Annotated in this window: 12 protein-coding genes; 9 read left to right on the top strand and 3 right to left on the bottom strand. The window is 71.9% G+C overall.

The features are described from left to right. The first annotated feature begins 1 nt into the window (after window position 1). The 5 genes from gcvT to ACYVLJ_RS32605 are packed head-to-tail and all read left to right on the top strand — an operon-like array spanning window position 2 to window position 5,138. Window positions 2–1,093, top strand: a complete 1,092-nt coding sequence (gene gcvT, locus ACYVLJ_RS32625) for a glycine cleavage system aminomethyltransferase GcvT (RefSeq protein WP_460441558.1) — start codon at window positions 2–4, stop codon at window positions 1,091–1,093. A gap of 13 nt (window positions 1,094–1,106) precedes the next feature. Continuing rightward, a complete protein-coding gene (gene gcvH / locus ACYVLJ_RS32620; protein WP_460441557.1) occupies window positions 1,107–1,484 on the top strand; it encodes a glycine cleavage system protein H in 378 nt (125 codons plus the stop codon). Next, window positions 1,484–2,758 (top strand): serine hydroxymethyltransferase, encoded by a 1,275-nt coding sequence (glyA, locus tag ACYVLJ_RS32615; RefSeq protein WP_451974904.1) that lies wholly within the window; start codon window positions 1,484–1,486, stop codon window positions 2,756–2,758. Before gcvH ends, glyA begins: the two co-directional genes overlap by 1 nt. Beyond that, on the top strand, window positions 2,755–3,756 hold the full coding sequence (gene lipA, locus ACYVLJ_RS32610; RefSeq protein ID WP_460441556.1) for a lipoyl synthase: 1,002 nt from the start codon (window positions 2,755–2,757) through the stop codon (window positions 3,754–3,756). The genes glyA and lipA overlap by 4 nt, the downstream gene beginning before the upstream one ends. Window positions 3,757–3,770: 14 nt before the next feature. Then, a complete protein-coding gene (locus tag ACYVLJ_RS32605) occupies window positions 3,771–5,138 on the top strand; it encodes a serine dehydratase alpha family protein (RefSeq protein WP_460441555.1) in 1,368 nt (455 codons plus the stop codon). On the opposite strand, the gene ACYVLJ_RS32600 is transcribed toward ACYVLJ_RS32605, so the two are convergent. After that, complete coding sequence (locus ACYVLJ_RS32600; RefSeq protein WP_451974898.1) at window positions 5,139–5,366, bottom strand: hypothetical protein; 228 nt, start codon at window positions 5,364–5,366, stop codon at window positions 5,139–5,141. A 130-nt stretch (window positions 5,367–5,496) separates the two neighbouring features. Here ACYVLJ_RS32600 and ACYVLJ_RS32595 point away from each other — a divergent pair, with 130 nt between their 5' ends. Together ACYVLJ_RS32595 and ACYVLJ_RS32590 are read left to right on the top strand one after the other, a co-directional pair. Continuing rightward, window positions 5,497–6,216 carry a FadR/GntR family transcriptional regulator gene (locus ACYVLJ_RS32595; RefSeq protein ID WP_460441554.1) on the top strand — a complete coding sequence of 240 codons (720 nt, stop codon included), beginning with the start codon at window positions 5,497–5,499 and terminating at the stop codon, window positions 6,214–6,216. Window positions 6,217–6,291: 75 nt separating this feature from the next. Continuing rightward, window positions 6,292–8,181, top strand: coding sequence for a transglycosylase domain-containing protein (locus tag ACYVLJ_RS32590; protein WP_460441553.1), 1,890 nt, complete (start codon window positions 6,292–6,294; stop codon window positions 8,179–8,181). Window position 8,182: 1 nt separating this feature from the next. Here ACYVLJ_RS32590 and ACYVLJ_RS32585 read toward each other — a convergent pair whose 3' ends face one another. Then, window positions 8,183–8,839, bottom strand: coding sequence for an O-methyltransferase (locus tag ACYVLJ_RS32585; protein WP_460441552.1), 657 nt, complete (start codon window positions 8,837–8,839; stop codon window positions 8,183–8,185). Window positions 8,840–8,992: 153 nt separating this feature from the next. Between ACYVLJ_RS32585 and ACYVLJ_RS32580 the strand changes: the two genes are divergently transcribed. Further along, window positions 8,993–10,315 (top strand): aminotransferase-like domain-containing protein, encoded by a 1,323-nt coding sequence (locus ACYVLJ_RS32580; RefSeq protein WP_460441551.1) that lies wholly within the window; start codon window positions 8,993–8,995, stop codon window positions 10,313–10,315. Between the two features lie 108 nt (window positions 10,316–10,423). Beyond that, a complete protein-coding gene (locus tag ACYVLJ_RS32575) occupies window positions 10,424–11,548 on the top strand; it encodes an FAD-dependent oxidoreductase (RefSeq protein ID WP_460441550.1) in 1,125 nt (374 codons plus the stop codon). Here ACYVLJ_RS32575 and ACYVLJ_RS32570 read toward each other — a convergent pair. Next, window positions 11,545–13,326 (bottom strand): hypothetical protein, encoded by a 1,782-nt coding sequence (locus ACYVLJ_RS32570; RefSeq protein ID WP_460441549.1) that lies wholly within the window; start codon window positions 13,324–13,326, stop codon window positions 11,545–11,547. The two genes, ACYVLJ_RS32575 and ACYVLJ_RS32570, sit on opposite strands and share 4 nt — an antisense overlap. Window positions 13,327–13,370 lie beyond the last annotated feature (44 nt).

Below are 13,370 nucleotides of genomic sequence, written 5' to 3'. Positions count from 1 at the left end.
AGTGTCGAAGGAAACCTCCCTGCACGGAGTCCACAAGGGACTCGGTGCGCTGTTCACCGACTTCGCCGGCTGGTCCATGCCGGTCCGCTACGCCAGCGAGCTGGCCGAGCACAAGGCCGTCCGCGAGGCGGCCGGGCTGTTCGACCTCTCGCACATGGCCGAGATCCACGTCACCGGCAAGCAGGCGGCCGACGTCCTGGACTTCGCGCTGGTCGGCAACCTGACCGGGGTCAAGCCGGGCCGCGCGCGGTACACGATGATCTGCGACGCTTCCGGCGGGGTCCTGGACGACCTGGTCGTCTACCGGCTCGCCGACGAGCACTACCTGGTCGTCGCGAACGCGGGCAACGCGCAGGTCGTCGCGGACGCCCTGGCCGAGCGGGTCGCGGGCTTCGACGCCGTCGTGGACGACAAGTCCGAAACCACGGCCCTGATCGCCGTCCAGGGCCCGAACGCCGCGGCGATCCTCGGCGCGGTGACCGACGCCGACCTGGCCGCGCTCAAGTACTACGCGAGCGTCCCGGCGGTCGTGAAGGGCCACGAAGTCCTGCTCGCCCGCACCGGCTACACCGGCGAGGACGGCTTCGAGCTGTTCGTGCCCGCGGACGAGGCACCGGCGGTCTGGCGCATCCTCACCGAGGCGGGCGAGGGCCACGGCCTGGTCCCGGCCGGCCTGGCCTGCCGCGACACGCTGCGGCTGGAAGCCGGGATGCCGTTGTACGGCAACGAACTCACCCTCGACCAGAGCCCGTTCGAAGCCGGGCTCGGCCGCGTGGTCAAGTTCGAGAAGCCGGGCGACTTCGTCGGCCGCGCCGCTCTCGAGGAGCGGTCAAAGGCCGACGTCCCGCGCGTGCGGGTCGGGCTCAAGGGCGCGGGTCGCCGCGCGCCGCGGCACGGCTACAAGCTGCTGGCCGACGGCGTCGAGATCGGCGAGGTCACCAGCGGCGCGCTGTCGCCCACGCTGGGGTACCCGATCGCCATGGCGTACGTCGATCGGGCGTACACCGAGCCCGGCACCGAGCTGTCCGTCGACATCCGGGGCAGGATCGAGCCCGTCGAGGTCGTCGCCCTGCCCTTCTACTCCCGCGCGTAAAGGACCCCCAGCTGTGAGCATCCCCGAGAACCTGAAGTACACCAAGGAACACGAGTGGCTGTCGGTCGAGGACGGCGTCGCCACCGTCGGCATCACCGCCTTCGCCGCCGAGTCGCTCGGTGACATCGTGTTCGTCCAGCTGCCCGACGCCGGTTCGACGGTGACCGCGGGCGAGGTGTTCGGCGAGGTCGAGTCGACCAAGTCGGTCAGCGAGCTGTACGCGCCGGTCTCCGGCGAGGTCGTCGAGGTGAACGAGGCCACATCGGACCGCCCCGAGGTCATCAACGAAGACCCGTACACGGAAGGCTGGCTGCTGAAGGTGCGTCTCTCCGGCGACGTGCCGGAACTGCTCGACGCCGCCGCCTACGCCGCGCTCACCCAGGAGAACTGATGACGACCTTCGACGCCCACCTCGCCGACGTCGACCCCGAGGTCGCGGCGGCCGTCGCCGACGAGCTCACCCGCCAGCAGTCCACCCTGGAGATGATCGCCTCCGAGAACTTCGCCCCGGTGGGCGTGCTCGAGGCGCAGGGCTCGGTGCTGACCAACAAGTACGCCGAGGGCTACCCCGGCCGTCGCTACTACGGCGGCTGCGAGCACGTCGACGTCGTCGAGCAGCTCGCCATCGACCGCGCGAAGGCCCTCTTCGGCGCCGAGCACGCCAACGTCCAGCCGCACTCGGGTGCGCAGGCCAACGCGGCCGCGATGTTCGCCGTGCTCAAGCCGGGCGACACGATCCTCGGCCTCGACCTGGCGCACGGCGGCCACCTGACGCACGGGATGAAGATCAACTTCTCGGGCAAGCTGTACAACGTCGTCGCGTACCACGTCGACAAGGAGACCGGGATCGTCGACCTGGCCGAGATCGAGCGGCTGGCCGTCGAGCACGAGCCGAAGCTGATCATCGCCGGCTGGTCCGCCTACCCGCGTCAACTCGACTTCGCCGAGTTCCGCCGCATCGCGGATCTCGTGGGTGCCCGCCTGATGGTGGACATGGCGCACTTCGCCGGGCTGGTCGCGGCCGGTCTGCACCCGTCGCCGGTGCCGCACGCCGACATCGTCACGACGACCACGCACAAGACCCTCGGTGGTCCCCGCGGCGGGCTCATCCTCAGCCGCGAGGAGCTGGCGAAGAAGATCAACTCGGCGGTGTTCCCCGGCCAGCAGGGCGGCCCGCTGGAGCACGTCATCGCGGCCAAGGCCGTCGCGCTGAAGATCGCCGCGAGCGACGAGTTCCGCGAGCGCCAGGAGCGCACCCTCGAGGGTTCGCGCATCCTGGCCGCGCGGCTGTCGCAGGCGGACTGCGCTGACGCCGGTGTGCGCGTGCTGACCGGCGGCACCGACGTCCACCTGGTGCTCGTCGACCTCGTTCAGTCCACTCTGGACGGTCAGCAGGCCGAGGACCGGCTGCACGAGGTCGGCATCACGGTCAACCGCAACGCCGTCCCGTTCGACCCGCGCCCGCCGATGATCACCTCCGGCCTGCGGATCGGTACCCCGGCACTCGCCACGCGCGGCTTCCGGGCCGAGGACTTCACCGAGGTCGCCGACGTCATCGCCGAGGCCCTGAAGCCGGACTTCGACGACGCCGTGCGCTCGAAGCTGCGCGACCGCGTCGAGACCCTCGCCAAGAAGCACCCCCTGTACGCGGACCTTTCGCGATGAGCGCGCTGCCCGAGGGGCGGAAGCTGCTGCGTCTCGAGGTTCGCAACAGTGAGACGCCGATCGAGAAGAAGCCGTCGTGGATCAAGACGCGGGTGCGGATGGGTCCGGAGTTCACCGAGCTCAAGGGTCTGGTGCGTCGCGAAGGTCTCCACACGGTGTGTGAAGAGGCGGGGTGTCCCAATATCTATGAGTGCTGGGAGGACCGTGAGGCCACGTTCCTGATCGGTGGGGATCAATGCACGCGTCGGTGTGACTTCTGCCAGATCGACACCGGCAAGCCCGCCGCCCTTGACCGGACCGAGCCGCGGAAGGTCGCGGAGTCGGTGCAGGCCATGGGGCTGCGGTACTCCACGGTCACCGGCGTCGCCCGTGATGACCTTGAAGACGGTGGCGCGTGGCTGTACGCGGAGACTGTGCGCCAGATTCACGCGTTGAACCCGGGTACCGGTGTGGAGCTGCTGATCCCGGATTTCAACGCCGATCCCGCGCAGCTGGGTGAGGTGTTCGGCTCGCGGCCGGAGGTCTTGGCGCACAACGTGGAGACGGTGCCGCGGATTTTCAAGCGGATCCGTCCCGGGTTCCGCTATGCGCGTTCGCTGGAGGTCATCACGGCGGCGCGTGAGGCCGGTTTGGTGACGAAGTCGAACCTGATCCTGGGTATGGGTGAGACCCCGGACGAGGTGGCTCCGGCGATGCAGGACCTCGTCGACGCCGGGTGCGAGATCCTGACGATCACGCAGTACTTGCGTCCCTCGCCGCGGCATCATCCGGTGGATCGGTGGGTGAAGCCGGAGGAGTTCGTGGAGCATTCGAAGGCGGCGGAGGCGATGGGCTTCGCGGGTGTGATGGCCGGTCCGCTGGTGCGATCGTCGTACCGCGCGGGACGGCTCTACGCCCAGACCAAGGGCTACCGTGGGGAGGAGCTGCCGGACAACCTGCGGCACCTCGCCGACCAGGGCCCGGCCGCGCAAGAAGCCAGCTCCCTGCTGGCGCGATAGGAAGGGGCGGATCAATGGCGATCAGCGTCTTCGACCTGTTTTCGATCGGGATCGGGCCGTCGAGCTCGCACACCGTCGGGCCGATGCGGGCCGCCCGGACCTTTGTGGACGGACTCGGCGACGACCTCGGCCGCACGGCCCGCGTCCAGGCCGAGCTGTTCGGCTCGCTCGGCGCGACCGGCTTCGGCCACGGCAGCGACAAAGCCGTCCTGCTGGGACTTTCCGGTGACCGGCCCGAAGAGATCGACACCGACACCGTGCCGGGCCGCATCGCGGCGATCCGCGAGTCCGGGCGCCTCCTCCTGGGCGGCACGCACGAGATCGCGTTCGACGAGGACAACGACCTCACCATGCACCGCCGCAAGTCGCTGCCGGCGCACCCGAACGGCATGGTGTTCCGCGCGTTCGACGCGTCCGGTGGCCTGCTGCGGGAGCGGACGTACTACTCGGTCGGCGGCGGCTTCGTCCGCGACGAGTCGTACGAGACCGACACGGTATTCGTCGAGGACTCGACGCCGGTGCCGTACCCGTTCCGCACCGGCGCGGACCTGCTCGGGCACTGCGCGGAGACCGGGCTGCCGATCAGCGAGATCATGCTGGCGAACGAACTGTCCTGGCGTTCGCGCGAGGAGGTGCGCGACGGGCTGCTGGCGATCTGGGCGGTCATGGCGGAGTGCGTCCGCAACGGCTGCACGCACGAAGGCGTCCTGCCGGGTGGCCTGAAAGTGCCGCGGCGCGCGCGTTCGCTGTACGAAAAGCTCCTGGCCGAGGACGGCGCGGACGACCCGCTGTACGCGATGGACTGGGTGAGCCTGTACGCCTTGGCCGTCAACGAGGAGAACGCCGCGGGCGGCCGCGTGGTCACCGCGCCGACCAACGGCGCCGCGGGGATCATCCCGGCCGTGCTGCACTACTACCAGCGGTTCATCCGGCACTCGTCGGACGACGGCATCGTGACGTTCCTGCTCACCGCGGGCGCGATCGGCTCGATCCTCAAGCAGACGGGCTCGATCTCCGGCGCCGAAGTCGGCTGCCAGGGCGAGGTCGGTTCGGCGTCGGCGATGGCGGCAGCGGGCTTGACCGAGGTCCTCGGCGGCTCGCCGGCCCAGGTGGAGAACGCGGCGGAGATCGGCGTGGAGCACCACCTCGGCCTGACGTGCGACCCGGTCGGCGGACTGGTCCAGATCCCGTGCATCGAGCGCAACGCGGTGGGAGCGTCGAAGGCGATCCACGCGGCGAGGATGGCGATGCGCGGCGACGGCAGCCACGTGGTGACCCTGGACAAGGCGATCAAGACGATGCGCGAGACGGGCGCGGACATGAGCGTCAAGTACAAGGAGACGGCCCGCGGCGGCCTGGCGGTGAACGTCATCGAGTGCTGATCAGCTCCGCCGTTCGTCCTCCGTGGCCAGCTTCAGCCCCACCTCCACGAGGGTCCAGCCGAGCTGCTGCTTCCTCGTGCCGATCCGTCTGAGCGGCGCCTCCCGGCCGGAGGCGTCGCTGCGCACGCCGTGGCGCAGCTCGTCCTCGCGTTCGTGCACCAGGTCTTCCGCCATCAGGAAATGCACCGGATCGCCCCCTGCGTCGATGTTCGGTGTCGGTCGTCCCATGGTCGCCGACCGTGGCCGTCCGGTTCCACCGGTTTTCCGCAGCGCGAACGTTCGCCGCTGACATCGTCGACACAGTGTGACTGTCTCGCGTTCCCGGCACCACTCCGTGAGTGCGGCCTAAACTCGCGGGATGGAGTCGACGTCGGTGGTGAATGCCGGGGAAGCGCTGTTCCGGCCGGTCCGCGCGGGCAACGCCTTCGAGGAGACCGTCGAGCGGCTCCTGCAGGCCATCCGGCTCGGGGTGGTCGGCGCGGGGGAGCGGCTGCCGTCGGAACGCGAGCTCGCCGAGCGGCTCGGGGTCAGCCGCGTGACGCTCCGCGAGGCCATCCGTGCCCTCTCCGACGCCGGTTACGTCGAGTCACGGCGAGGGCGGTACGGCGGCACCTTCGTGAACGACACCCTGCCCGGCCCGCCCGAGCCCGACGGCGAGATCGACGCCGTCGGCCTGGAGGACGCGCTGTGCCTCCGGTACGTCCTCGAGACGGGGGCCGCGGAGATGGCCGCCGCGCGCTCGCTGAGCCCGGCCGACCGGCAGCACCTCACCGGCACGCTCGCCGAGGCGTCGGGCGCGAACCTCGACGACTACCGCCGCAGGGACTCCCGCCTGCACCTGGCGATCGCCGAGGTCACCGCCTCCGGCTCGCTGACCACGGCGATGGCCGACGCGCGCACCCGCGTCAACCAGCTGCTCGACCGCATCCCGCTGCTGCCGCCCAACCTCGAGCACTCGAACGCCCAGCACGAAGCGATCGTCGACGCGATCCTGGCCGGCGACGCGGTGGCCGCGCGGCAGGCGATGGCGGAGCACATCGAAGGCACGGCGTCGCTGCTTCGGGCCTTCCTGGCCTGAGTCGTCTTGACAGGATTCGAACAACCTCGTTAGTTCTCCACAGAACCTTCTCACCCGTTCGGCCGTCATCCGTTCGTGACCTTGGTGACCGAGGAAAACGACGAAGAAGCCGAACAGCCGGACACCCCGCGCCGACGGCGGTGGCGGCGGATCCGGCGGATCGGGTACTGGACCTCCGGGCTGCTCGTCGGCGTCCCGCTGATCGCCTTCTGGGTCGCCTACCTCGTCCTCGACGTCCGCAGCCCGCAGGAAGTCCTCGCCGGGCTCGACAAGACCGTCGTGCTCGAGTATTCCGACGGGTCCGAGCTGCTCAAGGTCATCCCCGCCGACGGCGACCGGACCTTCGTGCCGTACGCGCAGGTGCCCGAGAAGCTGCGCGACGCCATCATCGCGACCGAAGACCCGACCTTCTGGGACAACCAGGGCTTCGACCCGACCGGCATCGGCCGCGCGTTCCTCACCGGCGTCGGCGGCGGGTCCGGGATCACGCAGCAGTACATCAAGAAGTCCACCGGCGACGACGACGCCACGATCGGGCGCAAGTTCGCCGAGCTCGTGCTGGCCACGAAGATCACCCAGGAACAGAGCAAGGAACAGATCTTCGAGAGCTACGTCAACATCATCTCCTTCGGCCGCGGCACGTTCGGGCCCGCCGCGGCGATGAACGCCTACTTCGGCAAGCGGCTCGACGACTCGATCACCTGGAGCGAGGCCGCCTTCCTGGCCGGGATGATCCAGTCGCCGTCGGTGCACGACCCCGCCGCGTCCGGCGACGCCCACGCCGCGCGGCGCTGGGAGTACGTGCGCGACAAGCTCAAAACCCGCGGTTACGTGAAGAGCGACGAGCCGATGGCCTACCCCGGCGCCGGGATCCAGCCGCCGTCGGAGACCCGCGCGGGCCGCCTCACCTACGACGAGTTCCACATCAAGCAGCAGGTCCTGGCCGAACTGGAGCAGGACGGCTTCCCGCTCGGTCGGCTGCAGCAGGGGAACATGACCGTCGAGACGACGCTCGACCGCGGCCTGCAGGACGCCGCCCGCAAGACCCTGCAGGACCGGCTGAAGGGCGAACCGAAGGAGTTCCGAGGGGCCGTCGTCTCCGTCGACCCGAAGAGCGGCGCCGTCCGCGCCTACCAGGGCGGCGACCAGGGCGTCCGCGACTACGCGAGCACCCCGCACGCGGCCGGCTCGGCGTTCTACCCCTTCACGCTCGCCGCCGCCCTGCGCCGCGGCTACGGCCCGGACGTGCCGGTCCCGGCGCCGGAGGAACAGGAGTTCCTCGGCGAGAAGTTCAAGTACCCCGAGGTCTGCGGCCCGAAGTGCACTCCGCGCGTGGCGATGCAGGCCCACGCCGACGGCCCGTTCGTCGCGCTGGCGAAGAAGCTCGGCCCGGACGCGCTGAGCGACGCCGCGCGCCAGGCCGGCATCCCCGAGACCGTCGACGGCACGCCGACGATGCGGGAGAAGGACGGCTACCTCATCGGGGCCGGCATCGCGATCGGCCGGTACCCGCTGCGGCCTCTGGACATGGCGGGCGCCTACGCGACCTTCGCGAACGACGGGCAGCGCACGACGCCGCACCTGGTGGCGCGGGTCCGGGACGAGAGCGGCGCGGTCGTCTGGGAGCACACCGACACCGCGCGCCCCGCCTTCGACGAAACCGGCGACGACAGCCGCCGCATCGCCGAGGACGTCACGGGCACGCTGACCACGGGCGGGAGTGCCGCACTGCGCACCGGCGAGGCCGAGCACGGCACCAGCCCGGACTTCCAGGACGCCTGGGCCGTCGGCTACACCCCGCAGTTGGCGACGGCAGTCTGGATCGGCTCCGACGACGACCGGCGGCTGACCGACGCGAACGGCGCCAAGCTGACCGGCGACGTCGTCCCGGCCGACGTCTGGCGCGGCTTCATGGCGGCGGCGCACCAGGGCCGGCCGGTGCCCGTGGTGCGGCCGCCGCGGTGAGTCAGCGGACGATGCCGAGCACGAACCCGTCGTGGCCCTTCGAGCCCACGGTCTGGACGGCGGTCGCGTCGATCCGGTCTTCGGCGGCGAGGAGATCGAACATCTCCCGCGCGCCGACGACGTTCGGGTCCGTGCTCGCCGCGTCGGCGACGGCACCCTGCCGGACGACGTTGTCGACCACGATCGTCGTGCCCGGCCGCGTAAGCGGGAGCACCGCGCGCACGTAGTTGGCGAGGTTGTTCTTGTCGGCGTCGACGAAGACGAAGTCGAACGGCCCGCTCAGCCCGGGCAGCGTGTCGAGCGCGGCGCCGACCCGGATGTCGACGACGTCCTCGCCGAAGCCCGCCCTGGCCAGGTTGGCCCGCGCGACTTCGGCGTGCCGTGGCTCGTATTCGCAGGTCACGAGCTTGCCGCCGGACGGGAGCGCGCGGGCGAGCCAGATCGTGCTGTACCCGCCGAGCGTGCCGATCTCGAGGATCGAGCGGGCGCCGGCGAGGCGGGCGAGCAGGTTGAGCAGTTTGCCCTGGTTGGGGGCGACGGCGATGTGAGGCAACCCGGCGGCGGCCGAGTCGGCGAGCGCGGCGTCGAGCACCGGGTCGGCGGCGAGCAGCGCGCCGGTGAGGTAGTCGTCTACTTCGGCCCAGGTCTTGTCGGTCATGGCACCTCCACCGCCAACTTAGCGGCTGAGCACGCCGGGTACAGGGGGACGGCAGCGTGCTGCGGTGGACGTGCAGGGCGGCCGCGGGTCCGTGTCCCGCCGGTTCCAGCGTGAGATCATGCTGACCGACGGACCGCAGGCGGAAGGGACACAGTGGACGACTACCGCGTCGTCGCGGACGCCCTCGCCGCCGACATCGAGGCCGGCCGGCTGCGGCCCGGCGACCGGCTCCCGCCGCAACGCCGGTTCGCGCGCCAGCGCGGTATCGCCGGCTCGACCGCGGCCCGCGTCTACGGCGAGCTCGTCCGGCGTGGCCTGGCCGTCGGGGAGGTCGGCCGCGGCACGTTCGTCCGGGCCGCGAAACCGGCACCCGAGCCCGCGCTCGCCGAGCCCGGTGACGCCCGCGTCGACCTCGAGCTCAACTTCGCGGTCCTGCCGGACCAGTCGGCGCGGCTGGCGAAGGCGCTGGAACCGTTGCTGCGCACTGATGTCCTCACCGCGGCCCTGCACCCGATCGGCGCCGCGGGCACCCCGGCGGCCCGCGACGCGGCGGCCGCGTCGCTCACCCGCGGCGACTGGCGGCCCGACCCGGCGACGGTCCTGTTCACCGGCAACGGCAGGCAGGCCATCGCGGCGGCGATCGCCGCGTTCGTGCCGGTGGGGGAGCGGCTCGCGGTGGAGTCGCTGACCTACCCGGTGGTCAAGGCGCTCGCCTCGCGCCTCGGCGTGGAGCTGGTGCCGATCGAGACCGACGAGTCCGGCCTGGTCCCGGCCGCCCTCGCCGCGGCCGGCCCGGTCCGCGCGCTCTACGTCCAGCCGACCCTGCACAACCCGCTCGGCACGACCATGCCGCCCCGGCGCCGCGAGGAGCTCGCCGACGTCGTCGCCCGGCTGGACCTGCCGGTCATCGAGGACGGCATCTACACGTTCCTGCGCGACGACGTCCGGCCGTTCGCGGCGTACGCGCCGGAGCGGACGGTGTTCGCCGACAGCCTGTCTAAGCGCGTCGCACCCGGCCTGACCGCGGGATTCCTGGTGACGCCGCCCGCGTGGACCGCGCGGCTGGCGTCCTCGGTGCGTTCGGGCGCGTGGGCCGCGTCGCGCTTCTCCGTCGAGGCGGCGACGCAGTGGATCGTCACCGGAACGCTGGCCGAGGTCGAAGCCGCGAAACGCCGGGACGCCGCCGGACGCGCGTCGGTCGTGGCCGCGAAACTGCCGTGGCTGCGCGGCGACGCGGCGTCGTACCACCGCTGGTGGGAGCTGCCGGAGCAGTGGCGCGCGGAGACGTTCGTCGCGGCGGCGGCCCGCCGGGGCATCGCGCTGCTGCCGGCGGCGGCCTTCGCGGTCCTGCCCGGCCACGCGCCGAACGCCGTGCGGATCGCGGTGTCCGCGCCGCCCATGGAGATCCTCGGCCCGGCCCTCGACGTCCTCGCGACGCTGGCGAGCGGCAGCCCGGACGACCTGCTCGCCGACTGACAGAGCCGGCTGACAGGGCCTGCCAGCGGCGTGCCAGCGCGGTGTGCGGCCCGCACCAGGCAGCAGCGCCACTCTTCGGTTGTCGCAGCACGAACCGAAGGAGCACCCATGAACGTCACGATCATCGGCGCCGGCCTCGGCGGCCTCACCCTGGCCCGGGTCCTGCACGTCCACGGCATCCCGGCCACGGTCCACGAAGCCGAGGACTCGCCGATGGCGCGGATGCAGGGCGGGATGCTCGACATCCACGACTACAACGGCCGGCTCGCCGTCGAAGCCGCCGGCCTGGTGGCCGGGTTCCGGGACCTCGTGCTCGAGGGCCGCCAGGCGTTGCGGATCCTGGACCAGGACGGGAACCTGATCTTCGAGAAGGCCGACGACGGCACGGGAGGCCGTCCCGAAGTGCAGCGCGGGGAGCTGCGGCGGATGCTGCTCGACGCGCTCCCCGCAGGCACCGTCCGGTGGGGCCACAAGGTCAGCGGCACCCGCACGCTCGACGACGGCCGCCACGAGGTGACCTTCGCCGACGGGGGCACGGTCGTCACGGACCTGCTCGTCGGCGCGGACGGAGCCTGGTCGAAGGTCCGGCCGCTGCTCACCGCCGCCACGCCCGAGTACACCGGTGAGGCCTTCGTCGAGACCTACCTCTTCGACGTCGTCGCGAAGCACCCCGCCACCGCGGCGGCGGTCGGCGGCGGGTCGATGGTCGCGCACGGCGGCTCGCGCGACGACGGGATCAACGCCCACCGCGAAAGCGGCGAGACCGTGCACACCTACGTGGTGCTCAACCGGCCGCTGGACTGGTTCGCCGCCATCGATTTCACCGACCCCGCGGCGGCCGCCGCGCGGATCGCGGCGGAGTTCGAAGGCTGGGCCCCGGAGCTGCTCGCGCTGATCACCGACGGGGACACCCCGCCGGTCTTCCGTCCCCACTACACGCTGCCGGCCGGGCTGCGGTGGGACCGCGTGCCGGGCGTGACCCTCGTCGGCGACGCCGCCCACCTCACGGCGCCGAACGGCGAAGGCGCCAACCTGGCCATGCTCGACGGCGCGGAGCTGGGCCAGGCCCTCGCCGCGCACCCGGGCGACGTCGAAGGCGCGATCGCGCAGTACGAAGAGACCATGTTCCTGCGCAGCGCGAACCCGGTCGACGACGCCGTCGTCCTCGAGAGCCTCTTCGGCGACGACGCTCCGGAGAGCCTGCTCGCCCTCGTGCGGGGCGAGGAGAGCTAAGGCGCGTACTTCCCGACGAAGCTGCCGCAGGTGACGGCCCGTCCGGTGAGCCGGCCCTGGATCGCCTTCTCCAGGCCCAGGTAGTCGAACACCGGCGTGTCGGGCGGGATCGACTCCGGCACCGGGCCGCCCGTGGCGAGCATCCGGATCGAGTCCGTCTCGAACAGCACGAGGTAGCCGCCTTGGCGGTTGAGCTCGTCGGCCGTGGCGAGCATGCGCTCGGGCGCGTCGCCGACGATCTCCAGCGGCAGCGGCCACTCCAGCGGGAACGGGTTGCGCAGGCCGAACGCCGGGTAGGCGAACGGGCTGTCCGGGAGGATCGCCGTCCGCGCGGCGGGGAAGCGGTCGAGGCAGTCGCGGATCTGCCGGACGAACGTGTGCGTCGAGGGGTTCGTGCGGATGCCCGCCATCGCCGGGGTGACGTCGCCGAGGTCCTCGGTCAGCCGGTCGTGCCCGACGTCGAGGTAGGCGGCGCGGTCGTGCTGCGCGACGACGAGCCAGCCGCACAGGGCCACCGCGGTGAGGCCGGCCGTGGCGGTCACCCAGCGGCGCGTGAGCCGCGGCCGCGCCGGGACGACCTGGCTGAGCAGCAGCAACGCCGTCAGGGCGAGGGTGCCGGTGAGCAGCGTGGGGGTGTCGTTGCCCCACGACAGGCTGGTCATGAAGCCCGTGGCGAGCACGAGCAGCCCGGCCCACGGCACCTTCCGCCGCACGGCCGCGTTCACCGGCACGCTGACCGCGACGATCCACCACAGGACGTCCGCCCAGCGCGAGGAACCGGTGAACCGGCCGTCGACGACCGTCCAGGCCACCGCCGCGGCGCCGGCGAGCACCAGCACCCAGGACGCGGCGCGCCCGGCCGCGCCGAGCCGGTCGCCGGGCAGCCGGACGGCCAGCAGCACGACGGCGATCGCGGCGAAGAAGGTCAGCTCGCGCACGGGCGCGCGGGTCAGCGCCTCGGGGTCTTCGAGCCAGAGCCCGAGCAGCCGTTCGCCGTAGGCGGGCACGCCGCCGGTCAGCTGCTCGACCATCTCGGCGAACCCGCCGCCGAGGCTCACCCAGGCGACGTAGAGCAGCCCGGGCGCGCCGAGCGCGAGGAGGTCGAGAACGAACCGGAGCCCGCGGCGCGTCCCGGCGCGGGTGGCCGGGTGCAGCAGCAGCCACAGCACGCCGATGACCGCGGCCAGCACGAAGCTCTGCTTGACGAACACCGCGCAGCCGAGGAGCACCAGCCCGCCGCGGCGGGCGACCGCGAGGTTCTTGGTGAGACCGGCGTCGAGCGCCCAGGCGCCGCACGCGGTGAGCGCGATGCCGTCGACGGTGTGCCAGGCCATCAGCGGGAAGGCGTTGAGGTTGATCAGCGACGCCGCGGCGACCATCGCGGTCAGGCCCGGCCCCCAGGTGAGCACCCGGCGGCGGGTGACGAGCGCGGCGAAGGCGATCGTGGCGACGATGATCTCGATCATCGACAGGAAGCTGGAGCCGAAGAACAGCGGCATCGGCAGCGCGAAGTCGACGACGTGCAGCACGGCGGACCCGAGCGGGCGCGCCGAAATGATGTCGGCGTGCGGGACTTCCCCCTGCAGCACGCGCCAGGCCTGGGCGAGGATGAAGCCCTGGTCGGAGGGGTGGAAGCCGAACCGGCCGACGCGCAGTTCGGTGGCGAGGGCGAGCAGCACGACCCAGCCGGCGTGCAGGCCCCACCGCAGCAGCGGCCGGGTGGTTTCGGCGGGCCGGGGCTCCGGCGCGGCGGTGCGCGCAGGACTCGCCACGTCCACGCCTGCCCGCCTTCCGCTCCCGATCACACCCGGACAGCGATGGT

This window comes from Amycolatopsis stemonae (assembly GCF_054781455.1).
This window is presented reverse-complemented; position numbering and strand designations above follow the sequence as displayed.